General features: G+C 46.6%; 19 protein-coding genes, 1 pseudogene and 1 riboswitch. Of the genes and pseudogenes, 4 read left to right on the top strand and 16 right to left on the bottom strand.

Annotated elements, in window-relative coordinates; all coding sequences use genetic code 11:
* Positions 1 to 219 precede the first annotated feature (219 nt).
* From AXX12_RS18630 to AXX12_RS19115, 3 genes and pseudogenes are all read right to left on the bottom strand, one after another.
* A pseudogene (locus AXX12_RS18630) lies at positions 220 to 363 on the bottom strand ((2Fe-2S)-binding protein); the annotation flags it as partial.
* Between the two features lie 34 nt (positions 364 to 397).
* Entirely contained in the window at positions 398 to 1,048 is a 651-nt protein-coding gene (locus AXX12_RS00340) for a nitroreductase family protein (RefSeq protein WP_066236637.1), read from the bottom strand.
* 25 nt (positions 1,049 to 1,073) lie between these two features.
* Positions 1,074 to 1,214, bottom strand: coding sequence for a hypothetical protein (locus AXX12_RS19115; RefSeq protein WP_156478556.1), 141 nt, complete (start codon positions 1,212 to 1,214; stop codon positions 1,074 to 1,076).
* 204 nt (positions 1,215 to 1,418) lie between these two features.
* On the opposite strand from AXX12_RS19115, the gene AXX12_RS00335 reads away from it, so the two are divergent.
* Both AXX12_RS00335 and AXX12_RS00330 read left to right on the top strand, forming a co-directional pair.
* Positions 1,419 to 2,606: a coenzyme F420-0:L-glutamate ligase gene (locus tag AXX12_RS00335; protein WP_066236635.1), complete on the top strand. Its 1,188-nt coding sequence runs from the start codon at positions 1,419 to 1,421 to the stop codon at positions 2,604 to 2,606.
* A gap of 19 nt (positions 2,607 to 2,625) precedes the next feature.
* Positions 2,626 to 3,099 (top strand): acyl-CoA thioesterase, encoded by a 474-nt coding sequence (locus tag AXX12_RS00330; protein WP_066236633.1) that lies wholly within the window; start codon positions 2,626 to 2,628, stop codon positions 3,097 to 3,099.
* 224 nt (positions 3,100 to 3,323) lie between these two features.
* Here AXX12_RS00330 and AXX12_RS00325 read toward each other — a convergent pair whose 3' ends face one another.
* The 7 genes from AXX12_RS00325 to AXX12_RS00295 form a co-directional block, all read right to left on the bottom strand.
* On the bottom strand, positions 3,324 to 5,003 hold the full coding sequence (locus AXX12_RS00325) for an FAD-binding protein (RefSeq protein WP_066236632.1): 1,680 nt from the start codon (positions 5,001 to 5,003) through the stop codon (positions 3,324 to 3,326).
* Positions 5,000 to 5,359, bottom strand: a complete 360-nt coding sequence (locus tag AXX12_RS00320; RefSeq protein WP_066236630.1) for a 2Fe-2S iron-sulfur cluster-binding protein — start codon at positions 5,357 to 5,359, stop codon at positions 5,000 to 5,002. The genes AXX12_RS00325 and AXX12_RS00320 overlap by 4 nt, the downstream gene beginning before the upstream one ends.
* A gap of 261 nt (positions 5,360 to 5,620) precedes the next feature.
* Positions 5,621 to 6,979: a C4-dicarboxylate transporter DcuC gene (gene dcuC / locus AXX12_RS00315; RefSeq protein ID WP_066236628.1), complete on the bottom strand. Its 1,359-nt coding sequence runs from the start codon at positions 6,977 to 6,979 to the stop codon at positions 5,621 to 5,623.
* 59 nt (positions 6,980 to 7,038) lie between these two features.
* On the bottom strand, positions 7,039 to 8,130 hold the full coding sequence (locus AXX12_RS00310; RefSeq protein WP_066236627.1) for a dipeptide epimerase: 1,092 nt from the start codon (positions 8,128 to 8,130) through the stop codon (positions 7,039 to 7,041).
* Between the two features lie 322 nt (positions 8,131 to 8,452).
* Complete coding sequence (locus AXX12_RS00305) at positions 8,453 to 8,794, bottom strand: DUF3870 domain-containing protein (RefSeq protein ID WP_066236625.1); 342 nt, start codon at positions 8,792 to 8,794, stop codon at positions 8,453 to 8,455.
* A gap of 303 nt (positions 8,795 to 9,097) precedes the next feature.
* Positions 9,098 to 10,585, bottom strand: coding sequence for a sodium:proton antiporter (locus AXX12_RS00300; protein ID WP_066236624.1), 1,488 nt, complete (start codon positions 10,583 to 10,585; stop codon positions 9,098 to 9,100).
* Positions 10,586 to 10,923: 338 nt separating this feature from the next.
* Complete coding sequence (locus AXX12_RS00295) at positions 10,924 to 13,509, bottom strand: ABC transporter substrate binding protein (protein ID WP_066236623.1); 2,586 nt, start codon at positions 13,507 to 13,509, stop codon at positions 10,924 to 10,926.
* A gap of 342 nt (positions 13,510 to 13,851) precedes the next feature.
* On the opposite strand from AXX12_RS00295, the gene AXX12_RS00290 reads away from it, so the two are divergent.
* On the top strand, positions 13,852 to 14,919 hold the full coding sequence (locus AXX12_RS00290; protein WP_066236620.1) for a nucleoid-associated protein: 1,068 nt from the start codon (positions 13,852 to 13,854) through the stop codon (positions 14,917 to 14,919).
* Between the two features lie 487 nt (positions 14,920 to 15,406).
* On the opposite strand, the gene AXX12_RS19545 is transcribed toward AXX12_RS00290, so the two are convergent.
* The 4 genes from AXX12_RS19545 to AXX12_RS00270 form a co-directional block, all read right to left on the bottom strand.
* Positions 15,407 to 16,306, bottom strand: coding sequence for a sensor domain-containing diguanylate cyclase (locus AXX12_RS19545; RefSeq protein WP_066236618.1), 900 nt, complete (start codon positions 16,304 to 16,306; stop codon positions 15,407 to 15,409).
* 35 nt (positions 16,307 to 16,341) lie between these two features.
* Complete coding sequence (locus AXX12_RS00280; RefSeq protein WP_066236615.1) at positions 16,342 to 19,203, bottom strand: EAL domain-containing protein; 2,862 nt, start codon at positions 19,201 to 19,203, stop codon at positions 16,342 to 16,344.
* Between the two features lie 114 nt (positions 19,204 to 19,317).
* Complete coding sequence (locus AXX12_RS00275; RefSeq protein WP_066236612.1) at positions 19,318 to 19,767, bottom strand: chemotaxis protein CheW; 450 nt, start codon at positions 19,765 to 19,767, stop codon at positions 19,318 to 19,320.
* Positions 19,768 to 19,816: 49 nt separating this feature from the next.
* Positions 19,817 to 21,487, bottom strand: coding sequence for a methyl-accepting chemotaxis protein (locus AXX12_RS00270; RefSeq protein WP_066236610.1), 1,671 nt, complete (start codon positions 21,485 to 21,487; stop codon positions 19,817 to 19,819).
* Positions 21,488 to 21,658: 171 nt separating this feature from the next.
* A riboswitch (cyclic di-GMP riboswitch) is annotated at positions 21,659 to 21,746 on the bottom strand.
* 67 nt (positions 21,747 to 21,813) lie between these two features.
* Here AXX12_RS00270 and AXX12_RS20075 point away from each other — a divergent pair.
* The gene (locus AXX12_RS20075) at positions 21,814 to 22,032 is read left to right on the top strand and encodes a helix-turn-helix domain-containing protein (protein WP_066237240.1); all 219 of its coding nucleotides are present in this window, start codon (positions 21,814 to 21,816) and stop codon (positions 22,030 to 22,032) included.
* 342 nt (positions 22,033 to 22,374) lie between these two features.
* Here AXX12_RS20075 and AXX12_RS00260 read toward each other — a convergent pair whose 3' ends face one another.
* Both AXX12_RS00260 and AXX12_RS00255 read right to left on the bottom strand, forming a co-directional pair.
* Positions 22,375 to 23,769, bottom strand: coding sequence for a sigma-54-dependent transcriptional regulator (locus AXX12_RS00260; RefSeq protein WP_066236608.1), 1,395 nt, complete (start codon positions 23,767 to 23,769; stop codon positions 22,375 to 22,377).
* The gene (locus AXX12_RS00255; RefSeq protein WP_066236606.1) at positions 23,750 to 26,338 is read right to left on the bottom strand and encodes a GAF domain-containing protein; all 2,589 of its coding nucleotides are present in this window, start codon (positions 26,336 to 26,338) and stop codon (positions 23,750 to 23,752) included. Before AXX12_RS00255 ends, AXX12_RS00260 begins: the two co-directional genes overlap by 20 nt.
* Positions 26,339 to 26,473: the final 135 nt, after the last annotated feature.

Raw genomic sequence — 26,473 nt, 5'->3', positions numbered from 1 at the left:
CTTACGCTCTCATCACTAGTAGCTCGTCGCACTTAAAAATATGGCTTATATTGCGGTCTTTTTCCGTCCTGCTTCGTTGTCGTCGCCTTGCATATGTCCGATATGCGCGGCTTCTCCGCCTCGGAGGACAAAAAAATCCTCGCAATCTAATCTCAAACTTTAAGTGCGACGAGCTACTAGGGCTTTGGCAATCACCGATTGCACCACAAGGTAACATCAGGTCCCAGCGGGGTTTTTAATATGGCACTCCGCGCCAGTGTTCGCACCGGTATGACGTTGAATGTCCTCAAGCGTTGTGCAACACCGCCGAATGGCTACATGTTCCACAATCTCCGCCTCGGTCACATTTTTACAATAGCATACTATCTTCGAATTGCCCATCTGCACAAACCTCGCTTTACCGGATAAACGTCACCAATTCTTCAAGTGGTTTACGTGCAGGAGCAGCCGGTTGTTCATCCGGATAGCCGACCGGGATCAGTGCGGCAAAGTCTTCCTGCCCGCTCATGCCGATAATTCGCTCTACCTCTGCCTTCGCCTGCGCTGGTCCGGCCATCCATACCGCCCCTAAGCCGAAAGTATGCAAAGCTAGTAGCAGATGATCGACAAAAGCACCTACTGTTTGAATGCGGGAAGCCGCGATTTGCCTGCCGCGATTGATCTCGGCCACACGCGAGTCAGCCATATTGCAGGCTTGCAGTTTATCGGCAATCGACTGGTAAACGAGAGCGCTAACAGCAATTAATGCAGGCGCCTTCGCAAAAAAACTTGAATTTGCGCGCCAGCGCTCCACGGTTTCTATATCTGATTCCTCTTTGCAAAGAGTCGCCAAGTAATCGCTGACATTTTGAACGGCTTGACCGATTTCGGCGATTTTCGCAGGATCGGTAATCACATAGCATTTATAGGTCTGCTTGCCGCCGCCGTTCGGACACAAGGTTGCCGCTTCAATCGCCTGTAGCAGCATATGCTCCGGCACCGGATCAGTTTTCCACTTGCGAATAGAGCGACGTGTTGCAAACAGTTCCTTTAGAGTCGAAAACTCCATCTATACCTCCCCCTAATGCGAAATGCTATTTGCCCCTACCAGTTTTTCGCATCGGCATCTGACGTTGGGTATTGTTCCCCGGGGTTGCCTTGCTGCTTTTTTGGAATGCTTTTTGATTTTCACTGGCTTTTTTCTTTTTTTCAGCCAGGAATGTGTTAATGTCCACGTAAACCCTCCTAAGTAGATGATGATAGTAGTATTTCGCCATCTCCCCCGCCATATCCTGCCGTTTCCGGCTGGTAAGCCTCTGAATTCCGCACTGTATAATTACCGACTCATCTTGTGACTTTATCGTAGATATGTTACTATTTGTGTTGTCACGAAAAACAATTGAAATTTCAGAACAGGAATGATTGAAGGAGGAATAGCCATGGCAAGGACGATTGGAACGACTGTCAGAGGAATCCGAACTCCCATCGTTAAAGAGGGAGATGATATAGTAAACATTATTGTTAATTCTGTTTTGACTTCTGCTAAGGAAGAAAACTTTTGCATTAAAGATGGCGATGTCATCGGCATAACTGAATCTCTAGTAGCCCGCTCCCAGGGAAACTATGCTTCCGTTCAGGATATCGCGCAAGACATCAACGCAAAATACAAGGGCGACATTGCGGTCCTCTTTCCTATCTTAAGTCGAAATCGTTTTTCGCTTATTCTTAAAGGAATAGCGTTAAGCGGAAAAACCATTCATTTATTTCTAAACTACCCTTCTGATGAAATGGGAAACCATTTGATTGATGTCGATATAATGGACGATCTCGGTATTAATCCCTATACAGATACCCTCAGCGAGGAAAAATACCGCCAACTATTTGGCGAGCATGTTGCACACCCCTTTACAGGCATTGACTATATCAAGCTATACAAAGAGCTCGCCACGAACGGGAATATTCATATTTACCTAACCAACGACCCCACCGTGGCCTTAAATTACACTAAAGAAATCTTGGTTGCCAATATTCACGAAAGACATAGAACCAAGAAACGTTTAATTAAGGCAGGAGCCACAACCGTTTACGGTCTTGATGATCTGCTCGACCAGCCGATTGCCGGCAGCGGCTATAACCCTGATTTTGGCGTGCTAGGTTCCAATAAAGCATCAGAAGAAACAATTAAACTTTTCCCGCGAGATTGCCAAACCCTAGTTGTCGATATTCAAAAAGCGGTTAAACAAGCTACCGGTAAACATACCGAAGTCATGGTTTATGGTGACGGCGCCTTTAAAGATCCACAAGGAAAGATTTGGGAGTTGGCTGATCCGGTTGTGTCACCAGGCTACACGGTTGGCCTTAGAGGAATGCCCAACGAAATAAAGATTAAGTATATTGCCGATAATGAGTTGCGTAATCTCTGCGATGATGCGTTAACAGAAGCAATCAAAGCAAAAATTAAAACCAAGAAAGACAATCTTTCTAGCCAAGATGCGGCCTTGGGGACAACACCAAGACAGCTTACCGATTTACTCGGCAGCTTATGTGATTTAACTAGCGGCAGCGGTGACAAGGGTACGCCGGTTATTCTGATCCAAGGCTATTTTGATAATTACGCGACCGAATGATTGGAGGAGGCAGCTCATTATGAGGACAAAGCCGGTAAGTCATTCTCAGATAACGATGGCAAATCTCATGCTGCCGCAGCACGCGAATCCATATTATGTTGTTCATGGCGGCGAAATCATGAAAATGATGGATAACACTGGCGGAGTCGTAGCACATCGTCATGCCCGCAGTAATGTTGTTACCGCCAGAGTGGACGAAATGGAATTTCACATGCCGATTCGTATCGGCAACTTGGTCACTTGTCATGGTAAAATGACGTTTGTCGGCAACTCTTCCATGGAAGTAGCGGTCTCAGTCACCGTAGAAGATGTCACCAAAGACGAACCCGCCAAAACCGCATTAACGGCCTACTTCACTTTTGTGTCTCTGGACGAGAACGGCAACCCCCAGCCGGTACCGGCGCTGGAGCTCACCACTGACGAAGAACGCCAATTGTTCGAAGCAGGCCGCCAACGCTATCTGGCCTATAAGCAACGCCGGAAAGATAGATAAGAAATCATGCGGTGATCTTTAGCAGAAGTACCATTTCACAGAGGACACAGAGTGGTAAGAGAGGACACAAAGGGCTAAAGTTTGGGGCCAGCATAGCTGGCAAAATATCTGCTACTCCTCTGTTTCCTCTGTGGATACGTAACCTCGCACGCACGCGAACTTATAATTTCTAGGGCTTCAAAAATCCCCGGATTAGTCTGAATGACTAGCTCCGGGGAGTTTCTTTATAATACTGGTTTGGTGCTAAACCGCGGCCCATTCTCTGTTCTTATGGCCAGCGTATGTTGGAGCCAATTGTCATCATTTTGTTGCGGGAAGTCTGTCCGGAAATGGTGGCCGCGCGATTCTTGACGCAACAGCGCGCTGCCGGCAACGACCTGAGCCACTTCACACATGACGTCTAGCTGTAGCAGATCCACCAACTGCAGATTATAATTAGTGACCTCAGATGCTTGCTCACTGTCTGCCGCCGCCTGCACTTCACAGGCAATTTCGGCCAATCGGTTGAGTCCGGCTTGATCCCGGTTTACTCCCGCATACAATTGAACCGCGGCTCGCAGCCGATCGCGAAGCTCCCGAACGTTCGATGCGGCAGGCTGGCTCTTGCCAATTCTGCGGGCAACACGCCAGGTTTCCTGTTCAAGCGAGCCGGTATCAGCATCGGCAATTTGATTGGCAGCCGCCCACTGGTGTGCATAAAGTCCCGCTCTGGCGCCAAAGACCTGAGTCGCCGTTATTCCGCTGCCAGCCAAGCGATTTGCGCCATCAAAATTGCCTGCGCATTCAGGCGTAGCGAATAACCCCTGAAGTGTTGTTTGGCATTGTTCGGCGATATGAATGCCGCCCATCAGATAATGCGCCCCTGGCGCCACTTCAATTTTCGCTGTCGAAGGATCAACGCCATGGGATTTAATATAGTTATACTGGGCAATATCTAATTTAGTTCGGACAGCTGCCAATCCTTTAGGGGAGTCTCCCACATACCACCACAAACCACCGTGAGGACCGCCACGACCAGCGCTGATCGCTTGTTGCATCAGTCGCATTGCTTCATCGCGCACCGGCAGCGGTTTGGGCAAGACAGCATTGCCGTCTTTGTCGTAAACGTTGCCGTCCAACACATCGGCGGCAAGAAACTCGTAATGCACGAACGCGCCTTTAATCGACGGCGGCCAAACAATGACTGATGGATAAAATAGCACCATTTCCATGTCAACCAGATCAGCGCCAGCCCGGTAGGCATACACCACCCCGTCGCCCGTCGCATCAGTCGGGCAATCATTGACTTCCCATAACCATTGACAACCACCTGTCGCCATCACTACCGCCGTAGCTTGGATGAGGGTCAACTCGCCAGTCTTCAGGTTTAGGCCCACAGCACCTGCGATTCTGGTTGCGCCTGAGGAATTTGCTTTTACCAGCCCAGTAACAAAGAAATCATCAACAATGATAATGTTTTCATTTTTTCTGCAGGCCTGAGCTAAAGCAGCCACCAGTCCAATCCCGCCGCCCTTTACGAACAGATTGCGCGGCTTTGACTGCCCCGGAAACTGGCCCAGAGAAAAATTCCCGTCCGCACCGCGAACAAAGCGGGCTCCATAACGTTCCGCATCTAAAACACTAGCGCAGGCGCCATCAGCCAATATTTTGGCAAGAGCTTTATCTCCCAGTCCATAACCGCATTTCACCGTATCTTGGAAGTATTGCTCCGAGCTATCTTCAGGGTGGAAAGGAGCCTGCATCCCGCCCGCGGCGGTAAGCGTAATGCCCGATTTAGCTACCGGTCCCTTGTTAGTTACAATAACCTGCGAGCCAGCCTCTGCGGCAGCAAGCGCAGCTCTAAGCCCAGCGGCACCAGCGCCAATAACCAGAACATCTGCTTTCAGCGTCTTGGTTAGCTTCATTCTCCGTCAAACTCCTTTCGCGCAGATATCGTCTGCGAAAAATCCACTACGACATCACGAATTAGTTTAAACTTGGAGTGTGGTTCCACCACGACCGCTTCTCCGGGCTTAACCAAGGTCACACAGCCCAAAACATCCTGTCCGTTCACCCGAACCAGGCATGACCCGCACTTCCCCTTGAAGCAAGTTGACGTGCGACAGGCGAAAGCAGGCTCCACCTCATGTATCTTCGCTAGCAGTGCCATTACGGAAAGCGGCTCTGCACTTTCGACTACATAATCCTGAAACCATCCTGCCGCCTTATCAGGCTCAAAACGAAAAACTTTAACAAAAATACTTGAAGCTACCGCAGCCAACTTGACCCCTCCCCGTTCTTTCTTCTATATATCTCTTCTACAATTCGTGCAATCACCCTGCTAAAATACCCATTAATTATAAAAATAGCCAAACGCCGTTTTTCACGAAGTTTGGCCATTCTTAAGAACCCGTTCCCGGAGGGCGTTCAGATGCCCCAGATGCTAGGCGGCCCCACATTTCCAGCAGCGCCGCGTACGTTCCTGTACGCAAGCAATGGAAATGTGGGGCCAACAACGCAGATGGGGTATATCAACGTCCTCCTAGTAGAAAAAGACGAAGTTGGCGATAACCAGAGTGATCAGCGCCCCTGCCATCGGAATAAAGGTGCGTTTAACCACATCGAAAGGTGAAACTCCACCCATGCTGGAGGCAACGACGATAACGGCTGTGATCGGCGACATGGCGCGAGCGGCGCTGGCAGCAAAATGCATCGGCAGCAACATGACAACCGGCGCAACCGACATTTTCGCAGCAACCGTCGGGGTGAGGGAGGCAAAAGCAAAGAACGGCGCATTGCCTGAGCCCATAATGACTGAGCAAATGGCAATGATCGCAATCATGACAACAATCATACCTGCAGCGCCGAAGCCAGAACTCTGGGCAGAGGCGATAACCTGATCAATTGTGCCAATAACCATCAAGCCTTTGGCAAAGGTTTCACCGGCGACAATCAGAGTGATGACGTTCGCCATTTGCATACCGAGACCATCAAAGAAGGATTGAATATCGCCAAGAACTTTCTTGCCATCACGGTGGCGGACATATTCGAAGATCATACCAATGGTTACGCCGATAAACATAGCTTTAATGATATCCATCTTAATCCACGTAATCCATAGGCTGCTGAAGGACAGAATCAGCACCAGCGGCAGGGCTGGCAGGATGGCATAAATCATCGGCGGCATATTTTCATCAGCCTGCTTCACAAGTTCGCTGGCCTGAACAACATGCTCATCTCGTTTGTCAAAGTATTTCTGCGTGAAATAATGCAGTAAGGCGACGACAGGGATGACAACAGCGGCGATCGGCAGTTGGTAATTAGTCCAGTAAAGAACAGGATCAATGCCTGCTGTCTGTGCCGATAAGATAGTGCCTGTATCGCTGGGGCTCCAGTCCAAGCAAAGCGTGGTGGCGATAACCGCAGTCGCTGACAGGCGGCTGACGCCGAGGCTGATCAGAACCGGGAACATGGTAACCATTAGCAGCATAGCCAGGCCAGAGGCGCTGTTGATGCACAGGCCTAAAAACATCCCTACTACCCAAGCACCAGCCATGACAATGTACGGAGAACGCAGGGCCAGAAGTGGCTTAATGGTCAGCTTGACCAGAGCTCGGCTAGCACCGATATGATCCATGTAGCGGGCAAAGCCGCCCACCGCCATGATGTTGAGACCAAGACCGGCGGCTCGGGAACTCATCGTTTGTTTGATAAATTCGAATGCGTCAAAAATAACTGAGCCAGTGCTCTGCTTTGCCGGAAGAATTGTTCCCAAACCAAGCGCGACCGCAGTGAACATGAGAATAAGACCTGCCATGAATAAAACTGGCTGCGGTTTATACTTTTTAACGATAAGGAAACCTACCCAAAACGTGACAATTAACGAAAGTACTATACTCAAACTCGCTTCCTCCTCTTTTTTCTTTTACCCCAACAGAATTAGAAACACTCTCCCCTCCCCTATTTCACTTCTTGCCAGCCAATGATATCAACAATCCCCAGTCCGGGCGAGTCAGGTATAATTAGTTGATCCTGACAGAAGCTTACCCCGCCTACGACTGGATCTGCGGCCAACAATACCGCGGCATCAAGATCGGCTCTGGTCACGATCTTCTTGCCGGCGGCGATGCTGGCTGCGGCGGTAATGCCAACCTTGCTCTCCAGCATGCAGCCCATCATGCATTCAATACCCATGGTTTCTGCGAAGTGAGCGATTTTGATGGCATTATGCAGGCCGCCTGCCTTCATCAGCTTAATATTGATGAGATCACAAGCTGACATGGAGAGTAGCTGAAACACTTCATAGGTTCCAAATGCCGCCTCGTCAGCCATGATATCTGTTTCAACATGGTCTGTAACATATTTGAGTCCGGCGAAGTCATGCGCTTTTACCGGCTGTTCGATTAACTCAATATCTAAACCCTGGTCTTCAAATTTACGAATGGTGCGAACAGCTTCCTTCGGTCCCCAGCCTTGATTCGCATCCAGACGAATTTTCACATTTGAACCCACTGCGGCGCGGATTGCTTGCACGCGCTTGATATCGAGCGCAGTATCACCGCCAACTTTGATTTTCAGCGCCTTATAGCCTTCTGCGACAGCTTCGAGGGAATCACGCACCATCTCTTCCGGTTGATTTAGGCTAATGGTCAGATCTGTCTCCATCAGGTTACGGTAGCCGCCAAACAGTTTATACAGCGGCAGTCCGTACAACTTGCCAAACAAATCATAGACCGCGATATCGAGTGCAGCCTTGGCCGAGCTGTTATGCAGCATAGATGTATCGAGAGTTGTCATAATGGCTTCTAAATTGTCAATCTCCATGCCGATTAACTTAGGCCCGATGGTATCGCGAATCGCGGCAATGATTGAATCCTGACTATCGCCAGTGATAACCGCTGTCGGCGGCGCGTTGCCAAAACCGACTTCACCGGTATCGGCAATGACTTTGACAATGATATCTTCGGCCGAGTTCACTTGCCGCAGTGCAGTCTTAAACGGCTTCTTCAGCGGGATGCTGACTTTGCCAATCTTGATTTCTTTAATTTTCATTTCACAACCTCCTTGTCTTTCCTGAACTTTGAACGAAGAAGAACAATAGATCGGAGCACGAGCGCCACTAGCAGAACTAGCCCCACTATGGACGGGAACATGTTATATAATTGCAATTTCACGTTGTGGCACTCGTGACGCTTGTGGCGTTCGTGCTAAACGTTCCCCGTCAGCCATCCTCTGTGTTTAGGCCCCGTCCAATTACATCAAAAAATCCAGCATGATAAAGCCTTCGTTTTGAAGGTTATCTGCTGGATTTCGCTCACGTCCTCGCCGATTTAGCTACCGGCGTACAGATAAACGAAGCAGCTCATATAAATATCTATTCGCTTAAATCAACCGGTAGTCCGCTTAGTATCCGATTATATTTCTTTTGCGCGTCCTTAAACGCCACTATAATCGCTTTCTGCGAAGATCCAAAATAGCGGCTTTCCACCAGTTGTCTGATGACCTCGACATCATCTTTTAGACTCCTACCGCTGAACAAACTGCAAATAAAATCAGAAGTTGTATGAATTGTTGCAGAAGAAGAGCAGATCACGATCTTACCAGTTTCCCGCTCAACAACAAAGCCGATAAAGAACTGACCAAACTGGTGGGTAATCGGATTATTTTGTTGTGACTTGGCATTACCAACGATATAGATTGTGTTTTCTGCAAACATGTTTTTCTCCAGGCTTAACGTCGCCAAAAGTCACTATCTTCAGTCAACTTCTCTGCTACTATATATTCGGCAAAACAAAAAAATATCCTTTTTGAGAAGACATTTTTTTAGAAAAAAGAGTTGGACGTTCTTGAGGAATTGGGCTACTTATCACAGATTGCACAGAGCAACAACACAGAGCACCCACAGATTGACTGCGCTTGGCATGTATATAAATCAGTTCCACTCTGTGCAACTCATCGAAACCTCTGTGTCCTCTGTGGTAAAACGCAGCATTGCACCATAAGTATAATCTGGTAATTATCAGAAAAACAGTAGTGTATTCAGCACAAACAGCGGCAGTAAAATGCAAACCGACCAAGCCATATAACCAAAGAAGCTAGGCATCTTGATTTGGTTTTCCTCAGCAATTGAGCGCACCATAAAATTAGGCGCATTGCCAATATAGGTGTTTGCCCCCATGAATACTGAACCAGCGGAGATCGCCAGCAGGACTTGCGGTGTCACATATCCCAGATCGGTCCAGACGCCGCTGGTCAGCCCCAGACCGCCAGCCAGTGAGAGAAACGCCAAATATGTCGGAGCGTTATCGAGAAAACTCGACAACATACCTGAGGCCCAAAAGAATTGAACCGGAGTATTAACGCCAAGCTCGCCGCCACGCGCCTGTAGAATTGCGATGGCAGGAATAATCGTAGCAAAAATCCCCGCGAACAAGACCGCTACCTCTTTGATCGGACCCCAGGTAAAGCAATTATCTTTTTGCAAGCTCATCGGCGTAACTTTCCAGGATAGAACAGCCATGAAAATGATCATCACATCCCGGGCTAGGTTAATCCATGCCAGCACAACGCTGTGTCCGTGGCTGGTGAAAAGAGTAATTCCGCGAACTGCCTCCCGGCTGGCATCGTAAAACAGTGGCGACTTTGCAAGCACACCGCTTAAAATGACGGCGGCAATAACACCAAATAGGAAGACTATATTAATCAGTCCGACGACGCGAACTGGCTCATTCTCAGTTGAAATTTCGGCTGGTGCCGAATTGACAAGACTCTGCTGTTCTTTTTTGTAAAGGAATGAATCTAGCAGATAATAAGCTGCCAACAGCAAAGTGATATTCAAAAAGAATAGTGGAAGCATCTTCATCGTCCAGAAAAATGGCACGCCATGCAAGAAACCGAGAAATAGCGGTGGATCACCAATCGGCGTCAAGGAGCCACCAATATTACTCACCGTAAAAATAAAAAACACGATGGTATGAACCTTATTAGTCCGGCACAAGTTGGCTCGAATCAACGGCCGAATTAACACCATCGACGCCCCGGTTGTACCGATGCAGCTAGCCAACACAGAGCCAATCAGCAGCACGATCGTATTAAGTTTCGGTGCCCCCACCAGCGATCCGCGCACGATAATGCCGCCAGAAATAACGAACAACCCGGCCAATAAGATAATAAACGGAATATAATCAATTACATACATGTGAAGAATGTTATAGACTGCAGTTTCCGCGCCAAAGCCCAGGGCGAAGGGCAATAAAAATAGTAGCCCCCAAAACAGACTGACTTTGGCCATGTTATGTTCCCACCAATGCAAATTGACTAGGGGACCAAGGGCAATTGATAACAAAATGCCAACAAAAGGAATAACACTCCACATGGGCAACATGTTTCCTAAGTTTTTTCCTGCCTCGCCACCCGCAGCTAAGGCTATTTGGGGCAAGGCGAGTAGCAAAGCAAAGACGATACCTGACAAAGCACAGCATTTCTTAACAAATACACTTCTTTTCATTAAGACCTTCCTCCGTTTTAAAATTATCTGCTCTTACTGTCGGCGTTTAGCGAACAGACAGGCAGTAGACTAACAAACATATTCCCTATACAAGGCCAGTTATCCTCGGGGTATACAAAACTAGGATTCAAGTTAAATCTTTTCACTTGAATCCTTATAATATACGAATATCTTCGTGCTAAAGCAGCTTTGATTCAAGTGGAGTTTTAACTCCATCTGAAACCTACTCGAAGGCTCCCTTTAAGGACCCCCGCTCATACAAGAGGCCTTAGAGAGGCTTGGTCATCAGAGAAAAATAACTCTAGCTACCACTCCATCTTCTCAGACACCTTAGCTTTCTATGGAGCTACGCTTTTCTGGTTACTCATCAGCAGACTTCTCACCGCTTCTTCCGGCACCGGCTTGCTAAACAGATAGCCTTGGACGATTTCGCACTGATACTCGATCAATCTATTCAATTGTTTTTCAGTCTCAACACCTTCCGCAACCGACTTTGCATTGATCTGACGAGCTAAGGCAATAATGATTTCTGCTAGTTGTTTCTTGTCTCCATTTTCATCTAATTTGTCAATAAACGTCTTATCAATTTTAACCACATCAATCGGCAAGTGGTTGAGATACTTTAGCGAAGAATACCCAGAACCAAAATCATCCAGCAGTATGATAATCCCCATATCCTTTAGACACTCCAGCTTTTCGACGAGGCCTTTGCTTTGCTCCATGAAAACGCTCTCGGTGATTTCAAAACCTAAGGAACTGGGAGAAACCCCGGTTTGAGCGATGATCTCCTGAACTGTCGGGATAAAGTCGTCGGCAATTAACTGGATAACAGAAATGTTTACAGTCACTCGAAGATTGTTGTAGCCTTCTTGGCGCAAAGAGGCAACAAAAGTACAGGCATCTTGCAACACCTTGCAGCCGATAGGGATAATCAAGCCAGTCTTCTCTGCCAGACTGATAAATTGGACTGGAGGAATACTACCATATTTAGGGCTATACCAGCGGAGTAACGCCTCAAAGCCAATGATCCGCTTTGTTGCTACCTCAATAAACGGTTGATACCAAAGCTCTAATTCTTTATTAGCAATTGCTTCGCGTAGATTTCTCTCCAGCAGTATTTTTTCCCTAAGCGCCGTTTCCATCGAATGATTAAAAAATATATATCGATTCTTGCCTTGTTCTTTGGCCTGATACATAGCAAAATCAGCATTCTTCTGTAATTCTTCCATACTATCGCCATCTTCAGGAAACATCGTCACGCCAATGCTGAACGTGATATAGAGTTTTTTACCATCAATCTGCAGCGGCGACTTAACGAGCTCGGAAATCAGGGTTGCATAGGGTGCAGCTTTGCTCCTGCACACATCGTATAAAACTATAACAAACTCATCCCCGCCCATCCTAGCCAGAAATCCCTCATCGCCCACTATATCACTTAGCATACGACCAATCACCACCAATAACTTATCGCCGAGTGAATGGCCAAAGGTATCGTTTACAAATTTAAAGTTATCAATGTCAATATACAGAATCGCTCCCGAGCTGCGGGGAGAATCCTTGCGAAGAATACTATTCATTTGTTCACTCAGAGCAGCGCGATTCCATAATCCGGTCAGAGAATCATGGTAGGCAAGATATTTAAAACGTTCTTCACTCACAAAAAGTGCCTGTTGGACCTCTTCAAGCTGTTCGTACTGAGCTTGCAGCTCCTCTTGGGAGGCCACTGCCTCTTCATAAGTGGCCCCCAACTCCTCATTGCTAAGCTTAAGGCTTGCTTCGGCAACTTTGCGCTGTCTGATATTCAGCATCAGGACGATGATTGATATTGCCATAAACCAAAAGATAGCCACTGTTGTCCAGATTACTTTTTTGTTCTGTTCGTAAAATGACTGGGGACTGTTGATCAACTCACTGCCTGCGGGGACTCTGTCCATTGGCAGCTTATAATGTTGAAGTTGCTTATAATCTAAAACTGTCATGTGGCCGAGAAACTCTCGCTGTGTAACGACAGCAGGATTCTCTCCGTTCAGTATTTGCAAACCCAACAGCGCCGCTTTTTCCCCTTCTAAAGAGCCGCTAAGTACACTCCCCCCCACAGCTCCGTATCCAATTTCAAAATCATACAAAACATATAGAGGAATGCGGCTGTCTTTGCTGAATAGCTGCACATAACGTTCAAGCTCCATAACAACCCCGTTGCGATCTCGGCTGTAGGTCGCCATCAACGCTGCACTATTATCCGGAGCAGTCCGCAATTTTTCCACAATATCTTGATAGCTTTCATTATTTAATGTTTGGACAGACACTTTAGGATTAAGATTGCCGACCGCCCGTTCGAGCGGCCCTTTCGCCGCTAACCCGCTTTCCGTATTGTCGTAGATGAGATAAATTTTTTTGATGTCCGGGTTAAAACTCTTCATCACTGCTAACGTGCCATTCACATCCAGCAGTTCCTGCACACCCGCAACATTGCGCTGTCCACGGACCATCTTCCATGCCGATTCCGGATCTACGCCGACATAGACAATCGGAGCATCGGAAAAAATCTCTGCTCGGTAGTTAAGAGCAAATTCTAAAGCAGCGTCGTCGGTAGTCATAATGACATCGATAGTTTGTTTGCTATATTTCATTTTAAAAAGTTGATAAAGAATGCTCAAGTTCTCTTGTGAAGGGTTCCTTTTCCAATCTAAGTATTCAATATAAAACGTCGGTTCGAGTCCAGCGTTTTTATAAGTATTCATCATCCCTTTGTTCAGGCTGTCTGTCCATTCAAATTCCCGGGTATAGGAATTTAGGATTAAGATGTTCGGGTGCAAATGGTGAGCAGAGAATGCAACGCCAGGCGTTAATAGGCAAATAAACACTTCCATCATGATGCTAAGAATCATGCCCAGAAATACTTTCCTCACGCCATGCTTTCGCATCTCCAATACCTCCTGCATATGAACTATGTAGAAAATTACAACCTATCATGCGTCATATGATGTAAAATTCAATAAATCACTGCGATATCCTGCAACATATGTCTTATCTTGTTTTTCTCTTCAAATCTGATATAGTAAGACTTGATTCAGGTAGAATCTTGACTCCGCCTGAATCTTAGTCGCACTTGTGACTGAGGCTCGAAATCTTCGATTTCGCTTAGCCGAGGCTCCCCTTCGGGAAATGAGAGCTACAGCCTGTTAATCCTCGACCTAACAGGGCGGCCTTAAGGCTGTGAGAAGGGGAGATTAAGTGCACAACTTCGCTATAGGGAGAAGAAAAGAATGTTTGACTTTTCGGAGATACAACTGGAGAAAATTGTAGTACACAAGGTTGGCAATCGGTTGCGTGAGGAAGGGTATATTACCGCAACAGCTGAATATGAACTGACAAACGGCAATGTGGAAGAATTATTGCTAAAGTATTTCTTGTCGGCGTTTAGAGAAAAGGTAGTTTACAAATTTTTTCATCAAACAGATCTTCATCTAAACGAGCTGTATATGTATGCTAGCAACATTTTCATTGATCAGAGCCGGTTCTTTGAGCAATCGGTAAATGTACTGAAACATTTATATGAAACCTCGACTCATCCCCAGATTAAAAGCGGCGAATTTTATATGACCTATTTTTCAGGTTGTCTAATCAATGATCGTCAAGTCGATGCTATTGGCATCTTTAAGACTGAGCGCAAAGAAAACTACCTGAAAGTCAGCCAGTGGCGTAATGATTTCACAATTGACATGGATCAGGGTATTAATGTACGAAAGTTAGATAAGGGTTGCATCATTTTCAACACTGATTCACAAGACGGCTACCGGGTAGCGATAGTAGATACAGTCAACAAGACTGCTAGTGAGGCTGTGTACTGGAAAGACGACTTTCTGCGGCTGACCGATGTACAGGATGAATATTTTCATACTCAAAATCATTTAAACCTCTGCCGTGACTTTGCCGAAAACGTCTATGGCCCGTTGCATCAAGCCAGCAAAGGCGAGCAGGTCACATTCATGAATAACGCGGTTGCCTACTTTGATAAAAACCAGCACTTTCAGTTGGATGATTTTGTCGAACAAGTCGTAAAAGAACCGGAACTGATTGAGCAATTTAAGGAGCATAAAGAGCTGTTGGAGATGAACCAAGGTTTGCCTCCTGCGCAATCCTTCAGTATATCTAATCCTGCTGTTAAAAGCATCAAACGAAAGATTAAAAACCTGATCAAACTAGATACAGACATTGAAATCAAAGTGAAGACCCCGGCAGCAGAAACTAGTGAAACATCGTTTATCGAGCGCGGTTATGACGAGCTAAAGGGTATGCATTACTACAAGGTTTTCTTTAACGAGGAAGAGTAGGACGCTAGCGTCGTCTTAAAAGATACTGAACACGTTAACCGCAGAGTACGCGGAGTATGCAGAGGGTACCCGCAGAGGGTTACGGTTATTTATTCTTTGTCTCTGTGTAACCTCCGTTTCCTTTGTGGAAATGCGTTCTCCGTTTCAAATTTTAGAGCCAGCAGAGCTGGAGAAATAGATACCGTTCCCTCTGTGTCCCTCTGCGACCTCTGTGTACTCTACGGTAAAACGCAGCCTCGTTCTATCCTCTGGTAGTTCTAAAAAAGATCCCCTCTGGAGCTGTTCATTTCACACAACTCCAGAGGGGGTTTATAGCTTTAAACTTTAACTTCCCGTAAATTGCGGAACGCGTTTTTCCTTAAAGGCGGCCACACCTTCTTCTATACGCCATCTCTGCATCAATTAAATCTGCTGTAAACCTTCCTCATGATACTTACGAAGATTACTGCCAGATTATAGTCAGTGGCGATATTGAACGAACGGTTGATTAGGATGACACCGTTATTAAAGCGATAGCCTCCTGCTGATTGTAAACTGTAACACAATCTTTTCCTCTATTTTTCAATAGGGCTTGATCCACTTTATCGATTAACATATCCAAAAATTCTTCATCCGTAATTTGACAGACTCCAATGCTGGCTGTTACTGTGAAGCTCCCATGACTGTGTTTTATTCTTAACGAATGTACCGCCTGACGAATTCTCTCCGCTATGTTTGAGGCTTCCCTTGAATCCGTATCAGGAAGGCCAACAATAAATTTCTCACCATCATAGCGACCGCATATATCTGACTGCCTAACGTTATCTTGTATGGCACGAGAGACTTTGCGCAATACTGCATGACTAACGTTCTGACCATACCTATCATTAACGCGTTTAAAATTATCAATATTGATAATAGTCAGTGATATATTGCCCTCATTCTTCGTCCGCTCAAGTTTCTGGCGAATTAGCTTTTCTGCATACTGGCGACTGTTGATTTGGCACAAATCATCTATTTGAGCGAGTTCTTTAAGAATTTGGCCCTCAATTTTTTCTGTTATATCAATACAGCTGCCTATGAATCCTAAAAACTTTGCATCATTGTCGTAGAAGGGCACTCCCCTATCATTTATCCATCGGTATTCTCCGTCAAAACACTTGAGTCGATATTCCATCTCGAAAGGCTTTTGCGCAGAAAAATTATCAAGGTAAATCTTGAGGCAGCGTTCAAGGTCGTCTTTATGGACTCCTTGCGTCCAGCCATTGCCCATTTCTTCCTCTAGTTGTCTGCCAGTAAAGTTTAGCCAGGTTTTATTAAAGTAGTTGCATTTAGCATCAAGACCAGACCGCCAAATCATATTCGGTGCTGCCTCGACGATTTGTTGATACTCGTCTAAACCCAACATACCTTCCCCCCCTAAAAGCTTCACATTTGACAGGCTTATGATCTCGGCCAGTTGGCACCGCCTCTAGTACCTTCTGCTATTAATCGGTCTAAATATAGGATCGCTTCTTTCTCTGGAAGCGGATGGCTAAAAAGGTACCCTTGAATAAAGTCACACTGACATTTCACAAGTTTTTCTAATTGTTCTTTGGTTTCTACACCCTCGGCGACCACGGCCAACCGCAAAACGTGTGCCATATCTACGATAGAAGAGATGAACTGAAGTTGTGCTTCGTCAGACACAATCAGGTCGATAAACGACTTGTCAATTTTAAGGGTCTCAACCGGTAAACTTCTCAGATAGGTAAGCGAGCTATAACCGGTGCCGAAGTCATCGAGCGAAAGGCCCACTCCGATGGCTCGCAATTCTCTGAATTTATCGTTGCTGTCCTCCAGCGAATCAATAAGGGCATTCTCTGTAATTTCAATTTCCAGTTGATTCGGCTTGATTCCCGCTCTGTCTATCGCCTTGCAGACGATAGCAACAAAGTCACCAGCCACTAGTTGCCGTGGCGATACGTTGACCGATACCCGAATCTCGCCCTTTCCCATTGCTGATAGCTTACGGGCGAACCGGCAAGCCTCCTCGATCACCCATTTGCCGATTTTCCGAATCGTATCGCTCTCTTCCGCCAAGGGGATGAAACGACTCGGTGGCACCGAGCCATGCTCTGAACTCGTCCATCGCAGAAGTGCCTCAAAACTGACAACGCAGCCGCTTTGGGCGTCAACTAACGGTTGATACTGTAAAGATAGTTCCCCGCGCTCGATAGCCTCACGCAGGTCACGCTTGAGCATCATATTTTCATAGGCAGTTACCTGCAAACTAGCTTCGTGAAAACGCCAGGTATTTTTCCCACTTCCTTTGGCTGCATACATAGCTAAATCTGCATTCTTAAAGATATCTTCCACTGTGCCCCCGTCGGATGGATAGAGGGCAATACCGATACTGGCCGACATATGGATTCTGGAGTCGCCAATTTCATAGTCCCGACTAAGCAACTTGACCATATTATCGGCGAGACATCCAGCCTTCGTCTGGTCACTTTCGTTAGGAAGCAGCACGATGAACTCATCGCCGCCAATTCTTGCTACCACCGAGTGCTCTCCAGCCGCGGCAAGAATACAAGCCCCGGCTTTTACGATAACGCTATCGCCGCAGGAATGACCTAAGGTATCGTTGATCATCTTCAAATCGTCCAAGTCAATAAACAAGACGGTGCCGGTCGCCTCTCCTCGGCTTGCCTTCTCTAGCTCTCGGGCAAGACGTTCCTGTAAATATGCGCGATTTGGCAGACCAGTTAAAGAGTCATAGTAGGCCATCCGCCACATTGTTTTAACAATAATGGCATTGTCTAAAGCAATTGATGCAAGTTCAGCTAGTCGGCTTAAAATCTCTAGTTCATTGCTGCCAAAGGCTTTCTGTTCCTCACAATAGGCCAAGCCGATAATGCCAACGACCTCTCCTTCGGACTTTAGCGGTATCTGCAATACCGAACACAATTCTTCAAACTGAGCTGACACCGAATAGCGGTTTCGCCATTCGCTAAAATCGTTTGCAATCATGGGTTTACCTGTGCGGTAGACAGTGCCTGCGATACCCTGGTCGATTGGCATGTCGCGCCTAACATTCCCTTTAAAGGTACCCAAACCATGACTTTGGTAAAAGACGCCCTTTTCCTTGTCCAAGCGATAGATAAATCCATGCGGCGTACCCACCAGTTCTGTGGCACCGACGACAATCTGCTTTAGCAAATCCTCAGAGTCACGCCTGTGCATGAGCCCCAGTGCCGTATCATGGAGTGATTTTAATATAACAGTTTGCCTACGTATCGCTTCTTCCTTAATAAGCAATTCGTCAAACTGCTGCTTTAGCTCTTCGTCCGAAGCCAGCAGTTCTTCATACAGCGCCGTAATATCTTCATTATTTTTTTTCAGTTTTTTTTCTGACTCGATAAGTGAATTATGTAAGCGAGCGTTGACCAAGGCTATAGAGGCAATTTCGGCGAACTGCACTAATAGGGAAATCTCCTGATCGCTAAATCTGCGGGTAGGTTCAAGAAAAGATAAGCCGAAAACGCCAATTACTTTACTTTCTTTCTTTAGCGGCACCCAAGCAACTTGATATATTCGGTCAAAAAACGGGCCGTTCAAGCGATGTCGCGATGTACTGTAATCATCGACAACTATTATTTCCCCGGTTTTATATACTTGTCCCGAAAAGCCCTCTGTAAGTCTAATCTTCCTGCCAACATCTTGCACATAATGTCCCAAGCCGATTTTTCGTTCAAAAACTCCTTGTTCTTCATCTAAGATACTGATAAACCCATGCGAGGTACCGACCAAGTTGGCTGCACGAGAAACAATCGCCGTAAGCACATCATTCATATCTAGACTTTGCATAAGCCCCATCGCCGTTTCGTGGAGCGCCGTCAGAACCATATTCCGTTGTAGGCTTTCTGTTTCACTAGCAACCGCTTCTGTGATATCCCGGACAATGCTAACAACCGCCTCGCCCGTCAGAAGTTGAATCCGCCGCGAACTCACTTCCACTGGAAAGTGGTCACCGTTTCTGCGCATATGAATAGTGCGAAACAATATTCCTTCTTGCTGCGCTTTTTTTATTTGGGCGTCAACGGCAATACGAGTCTCGGGAGAGCGCAAATCATAAACACAAATGCTCCTGAGTTCGTCGAGGGAATAACCATACGCAGTTGATGCTGACTGATTTGCATCTATGATTTTACCGTCTGGAGCGACGACTAGAATAATATCTCTTGCTTGCTCCATTATCGTTCTATAAAATTCGTTAGTAATGTCACCCGCCGTTTTACTATGAGTATTGTTCTTTTCAGCCATCCCTTTATTCCTCCAAACACATCGCTTCGACGAAACGATTGTTCATTCCGCGCGTCGAGTATGAGTTGGGTCTAGTAACTTAAGGTAAGAGGGAAGCTTCCCTCTTACCTTAAGTTACGCAATATGACTTGATTGAATCTCTTCCAACTCGTCTTTTCTAAACAATTTAGCCAAATCAAGTATTATCAGCAGCCTGTCCTTATCTTTCCCTATGCCGCGAACATAGTCATTGCTCGCCGACATAGTCGGTACGGGTTCAATGGCGGCCTCCTGCAGCCTGATTACTTCTGTAACCTCGTCTACAACAATCCCAACCTCTTGTCCCGCCGTTTCCACAATCACTACCCGCCGGTCGACTGCACAGCCTGCCCCTACTCCAAATCGCATGGCCAATTCGATAACAGGAATCACCTTGCCGCGAAGATTAATGATACCCTTCATGTAAGCAGGCGTATTTGGCATCTTGGTCGTGCCTTTAAAGTGAATGATCTCTTTGACTTGCGTAATCGAAACAGCGTATTCCTCTTTCCCTAAGCGAAACACAACCAATTGTTCTTCCGCCATTCTTTTTGTTCCTCCTTGCTAACATCGCAGCTGAGTCTTATGATGCCTTCTACACCGTAAACTTCCTAACCGCAACTTGGAGGTCTTCCGCCATCTTAGCCAAGGCCTGGCTGGAGGCTGCTATCTCTTCCATTGATGCCGATTGTTCCTCTGTCGCCGCGGAAACGCTCTGCGTTTGGCCTGCGGTGTCCTGACTGATTCGGTCAATATCACGTACAGATGCCACGATCTGCTGGCTGCCAGACGCCATTTGCTGAATGGCAGCCGATATTTCCTTGATTTGACCTGACTCCTCATTCACCAGCAATACGATTTCTTTAAACGCCTGACCCGCAGAATTCACGACGTCGGCCCCTACCTTGACCTCGCGAGTACCGTCGTTCATCGCACCAACCGCTTTATCAGTTTCCGATTGAATCTCCGAAATCAAAATGGCAATTTGCTTGGCCGCCTCCTGAGACTGTTCAGCCAGTTTGCGCACTTCCTCGGCAACTACGGCAAAGCCTCTGCCCTGTTCGCCCGCACGCGCCGCTTCAATAGCTGCATTCAAGGCCAGCAAGTTAGTTTGTCCGGCAATCCCGGAGATGGTGTCAACAATCTGTCCGATTTCTTTCGAGCGTTCGCCAAGCTTTGTTACTACTTGCGCAGAAGTGGACACCGTCTTCTCGATACTCCCCATCTGGCTCACGGCAGCCTCTACCGCTTTGTCGCCTTGCTGGGCTGCTGCGGCAGTCTTGTCCGCCATACCTGTCACCACATTGGCACTAGCAGCGACTTGCTGGATACCTGCCGACATTTGCTCCACAACGGCAACGGCTGTATCGACCGCCTGTACCTGTTTCTCAGCGCCTTGGGCTACATCAGTAATCGTAGTTGCAACCTGATTTGCTGCCTGAGCTGATTGTTCAGCACTGGCAGTCAGTTCTTCCGAGGATGCTGCTACTAATTCTGCTGAATTGGATACCTGTTTAATTAACGAACGCAAGTTGTCAGAAGCATTGCTGAGACTCTGCAGCAAGAGTCCCATTTCATCTTTTGACTTGATTTCATGATGTTGGTTAAAAATTCCTTGAGCCATTGCTTCTGCATATGACACACCTTGCCTGATCGAAGCCAGGATCGGGCGGGTGATGAATACAGCGCTTACGCCGCCAATTAAAAGGCCGATGCTCAAAATGACAACTAAGGTTACGGTCATCTTGCTCTCCTGCTCGTTAATACCTTTAATCTCTTTTTCTATGTACTCGTTCTGCTCTTGCACGTATTTGTGTATTTCCGCAAGTAAAGTATCATTGTCTTGCGCAACAGCGGACAGATATGCCCCCGCTGCAGTTTGCCCTTGCGTATCATATATTTGAACTACCTTTATTAAGTGAGGCACAAATTTGTTTCTAGCATCGGCAACAGGTTTTAGTGCTTCTTTAACTCGCGCATTTTTATTAAGGTAGTTGAGAGCAGCGTCGGCCGCTTTCGTCGCCTCACCTAAATCCTGTTTAAACCGGGGGTTGCCGGTGGCCAAATAGCCCCGAACTGCAGCCGCTTCACGAGCTGTCTCCAGAGCAAGCAATTTAGTATTATCCCCTAGCGGCATACGATAATTAGTTAGAGTATTCGTTGCCTTTTCGATAGCTTGATATTGAAAATAGAATGCCCCCACAATCACCAGCATGATTGCCAGCATAATGCCAAAGCCACCATAGATCTTTGTACTAATCTTCATTGCGGTGTTCCCCCTCAAACTTTCATTGCATGTTCGCTGTTTCCTATACGTGTTACACAACCTAATCCGACACTTGCCTCTTCACTCCTTTTTCGGTCGCCTATTGGATACCATATTTGATAAAAAAATAAGACGGCAATAGCCAGTCTCATAAACAGTTAGCTAATGCTAATTGGCGGCTTGGCATCATAGACGTTAATTCGTCCTTAGACCCATTGCTTTGCGTCCTTATCTTTCAACAAGTTTGCCATATGAAAATGCATCTATTTTCTTCTGAATACTATAGTCTGTATAACAATAGTGTTACCTGGCATATAATTGGATATATGATAGACAAAAAATTCGGTCTGATACTAAAAAAATTAAGAACGGCCAAAGGCATCAGCCAAGAAAACTTTGCTCTCAATACTGGACTTCACCGCACTTACATCAGCCAATTGGAAAGGGGCCTAAAAAGTCCGTCTTTACGGACAATCGGCAAAATCTGCGGAGAGCTTGGCATCTCCCTCGTGCGGCTAATGGAGTATCTAGAGCAAGAACGCTAGCCTTTTCTTATGTAAATGCCTATTATGAGGAACTTTGTCGGTTTAACGAATACTATAGTATTCGTTAAACCGACAAATAACTCCTTCGTGCTTTTGCTTGATTTTATTAGCACAACATATTCGATGATAACCTAGGAAACCAGTAGACCCTTCCTCACCATTCAGGATGACCCCACTTCTCTATATACTTGCAAAAGGCGTGCCAACTGAGGCACTCCTTTTAGAATTTACTATACACCAATAAATAGTTGATCTATTTTAGACATTTCGACATTTCTGCCGCACACATCAATGTCGTTTTTTGACACATTGTGTCAAGATGATGCGTTCAAGTGAAACACCTTACTCTTTGGCCGCTCGTTCCAATATCCTATATAACGAACTGCGCGATATTCCGAGGTATCGCGCCGCTGCCGCTTTGTTGCCATCGTTGATATGCAGCGCATGCTGAACTAATTGTTCAATGTGGTCATCTAAGACAGACCCCGCATCAGTGGTCTGGATAAGATTAGCCTTAGCCGGAATCTTCTCCGGTCTCTGCGTCAAGCGGGTTAGGTGGCTCGGTTTGAGTTCTTCATCATCAAACATAAAGACGACCCATTCGATGATATTTTTTAGTTCTCGAACATTCCCCCGCCACTCATAGGTGCTTAGGATTTTAGCCGCATCTTCGTCTATGCGTTTGAAGCATTTTCCTCTCATCTTGGCAGACTCTTGCAGAAACGTCAGCGCTAACGGTACGATCGCGTTAGGCCGCTTGCGAAGCGGCGGAAGAACAATGTGACCGACTCTCAGCCGGTAGAATAAGTCCTGCCGAAAGTTCCCCTTGTGAATGGCATCTTCTAAATCCATATTTGTCGCACAGATTATTCGCACATTCGTGCGAATCTTTCTTACACCACCGACTCGGTAGAATGTTTTCTGTTCAAGCACTCGCAGCAGCTTGCCCTGCAGTTCAATCGGTATCTCAGCCACTTCATCTAAAAACAGCGTTCCTCCCTCAGCCAGATCAAACTTGCCTTTATGCCCTGCAGCCGATCCGCCGGTGAACGATCCGCTTTCATAGCCAAAAATCTCACTTTCAAACAAACTAGGCGTAATTGCCGCACAATTGATGTCAATAAAGGGCTGCGTTCCCTCATCGCCGCCGGAATGAATGATGCGGGCAACGATCTCCTTGCCGGTACCGGTTTCCCCTTGGATTAAGACCGGGATCGAACGATCGAGATGATAAAGCTTTGCTTGCTCTAAAACAGCCTTCATCTCTTGCGAGAAAACTCCCAGCTTCATGGTCTGACCATCATAGTGTACGGTATCAGGCAAATTCTTGCTAACGTCGGTTCCGTCCTTCGCATTTATCGTGCCATGCCACTTTCGCTTATCTTCCACCTGTTTTAGGATGCGCACCAAATCCTTCGCGTCAACCGGCTTTAACAGATAGTCCATAGCGCCCGCACGAATGGCCTCAATCGCTGACTCCAGCGTACCATGCCCGGTAACAAGCACCACATCAAGCTGACCGCAGCCTGGAAGCGCAGCGATGGTCTGCATAAGGTCAATACCAGATAATCGGGGCATTCTTATATCTGAGACCACCAAATCGAAGGTCTTCTCCGCAATCTCCCTAATAGCTTGCTCAGCGTTGGCGCACTCGACTGTAGAGTGGTTTAGGCGGCTTAAGAATCTTGTAATAGTAGAGCGACTGACTTTATCGTCATCAACCACTAAGATTTGCATTGATCTCACCTTTCCATGCATAAACGGGGAACTCTAGCCGAAAAATCGCTCCACCGTACTCATTGTTGAATACATCGATTTTGCCGCTCCAACTGCTTACAATTGCCTGCACAATTGGCAAGCCTAATCCCATGTTCTCCGCATTGCTCTTGGTAGAAAAGAACGGATCAAACAGTCTATCGAGGTCTTGCGGATTAATACCGCTGCCATTGTCGCTAATCTCAACAATTGCTAATCCATTGCTTACAATGGTTGTGACAACTATCCGCTTTGTTGCAGATTCGGTTTGCTCAAGGACTTGCACTGCGTTCTTAATGAGGTTTGTTACCACCTGTTCCAGCTGTGTAAAACTGCCTAAAATACTGAGGCACTCCGGACTTAGTTGCTTTTCAATAGCAATACTACCAGCCTGCAGCTTAGGCGCCATCAAACTTAAGGATGACTCAATGGCTGCATTGACATCTGTTGGCGCTAAAATCGCGTTGTTTTTGCACAGTGCCTTGATAGATGACATCACATCAGCAATACGGTCTGCTTCGTCAGATATTTTCTCAAATTCTTCCATAAGTTCATCCACGCCGGACTGTACGCCTATCTTCTGCAGATACAAGACTCCGCTTGCCGCCAATTTAATCGAGTGCAGTGGCTGGTTAATTTCATGAGCTATCCCTGCCGCCATCACCCCGAGAGTCGCTAACTTCTGCGCCTTAATCATCTTCAGTTCGGCCTCGGCTGTCTTTCGCTGCGCCTGCCTTGCCTCTGTGACATCCCGAATCATAATCAGCGCCTCAGAATCATCTATGCCAACAACTCTCGCTTCTTCTATTTGTGGCAGTCTGTTATTAAGCTGCAGATCATATTCGAAACACTGTACCTCGTCAGTGGAGATGGCGGCCTGAATCTTTTCCATCAGTGGCGACCAATACTCAACCGGCAGTTCTTTTAAGTTATCCTTAACGAAAAGCTGTTTTCCTTTTGCAAGCTGATAATCTAACAGTCGCCCCTCCTTATTCACTCGAAGCAATATGTCAGGAACAGAACGGAGTAGCGCCCGGCTCGCCGCCTCGCTTTTCTCCAACCTCTCTAGTTCCAGTTTGCGTCTCATAGCGCTAGCAAATATCTCGCCAATCATCTGGCATAAAGCCGCTTTCCTAGCATTTCGTTCTTTTGCCTCGCCTACGTGCGAATAGCCCAGAACCCCGACAAGCTTTCCATCGCAAACCATCGGCACGATTAAGCCTGATTTGATCTCGAGCGCAGCTAAGGGCGCTTTATCCTCTTCCGTTGTTTCACTCTCATCAATATAGACGGGGTCACCCTTCTCCAACCGCCTTTTCCATCCCGCATATGGGCCATTGAGTAAATTCACTGTTCTAGGGATATCAAAGAAATTATCTGCGCGTGACCAGGAATGAGACAAAACCGCTTCTTCTCTATTCTCGGTAATGCGATAAATGAAGCTTCGGTCAACGACGAGAAAATCCGAGACTTCCTGCAAAGAAGTCATGATATATTCGTCTACCTTCTTTATATCTCCATTAATAAATCGAGCTGAGATCAGCCTGATAAGTTTTTCAAAATCAAGTTGACGTTTTAGCTCATACTGCGCCTTTTTCCGTGCGGTAATATCCCTGGCTATCGAGATAACCAAGGACTTCCCCTCGTATTCTAGAACATGGGCATTTACCTCAACCGGGATTTCCTGACCTGCCTTGGTAACATGGATTGATTCCAGCATGGCATGCCCGTTTGTGGCTATGCTTCGCCAAAATACCTTCCATGCATTTGACCCCATTATATCCTTAGATACAAATCGCCCAATCGGCATACTGATAAACTCTTCTCTAGCATACCCGAGGCTACGTAGACCTGTGTCGTTCACTTCAACCATTTTTTCCGGCTGACCATCTTTCATACGGTAGACATAAATGGCGTCATTGCCGCCATTGAACAGTATCCGGTACAGCTCTTCCGCCCGTCTGCGCTCGATGACCTCATGTTGCATGAGATGTCGTAATACTCGTTCCCGGTCAGCCAACGCCTCAATTGCCTTGCTCTTCTGCAGCGCCACAGCCGCCAGGTCACCAAAAGCTGTCACCAGCCGAATATCGTTATCGTTAAAGCCGCCAGGCTTATTCGCAAGTCCTAGCAGTCCTATAGGAACTCCGCCTGCCCTTAGCGGAGCAAACAGGACATTGCTAAGAGCAGCATGTCCCGCAGGCAGTAGCTTTTGTGATGCGTTATTTCTAAAGTCGTTGTCAATAAGCGGTCTCCCAGTTTGATAAGCCATTCCATGCATTCCGCGTACTGGCATAGGCAAAGACGGGTCGTTAGTACAACGCTGCATTCCCGGGTCAATATAGAGTGCTTGGTTCCTCTCGTTACGATCACCATCAAGCAAGGAAACATACCCACATTCAGCGCCTACTAGCTTTTTGCAAGATTCAAATAGGGCTTTTGCAGCATCCTGAAGATTATCGCAACGCAGGACTGAATTTACCCCCTCAATTAAGGCGGCAGCTTCATCCCTACTTTGTTCACTATTGACGTACATGTCAGGACTAGACAAGACATTTTCCTCCAATGACGATATTTGATGAATTTCGACAATTAGTTAAGAATACCTCTCATAATCAATTCTGATGCCAGCAAGTATAGTTGGTATGGGGAAAATCAACCAAGATGTTCGATTGCCGACATCATC

It is taken from the genome of Anaerosporomusa subterranea, from assembly GCF_001611555.1.
Classification (GTDB): domain Bacteria; phylum Bacillota; class Negativicutes; order Sporomusales; family Acetonemataceae; genus Anaerosporomusa; species Anaerosporomusa subterranea.
Note: the sequence above shows the minus strand (reverse complement) of the source record. Positions and strands in the feature narration are given on the sequence as shown.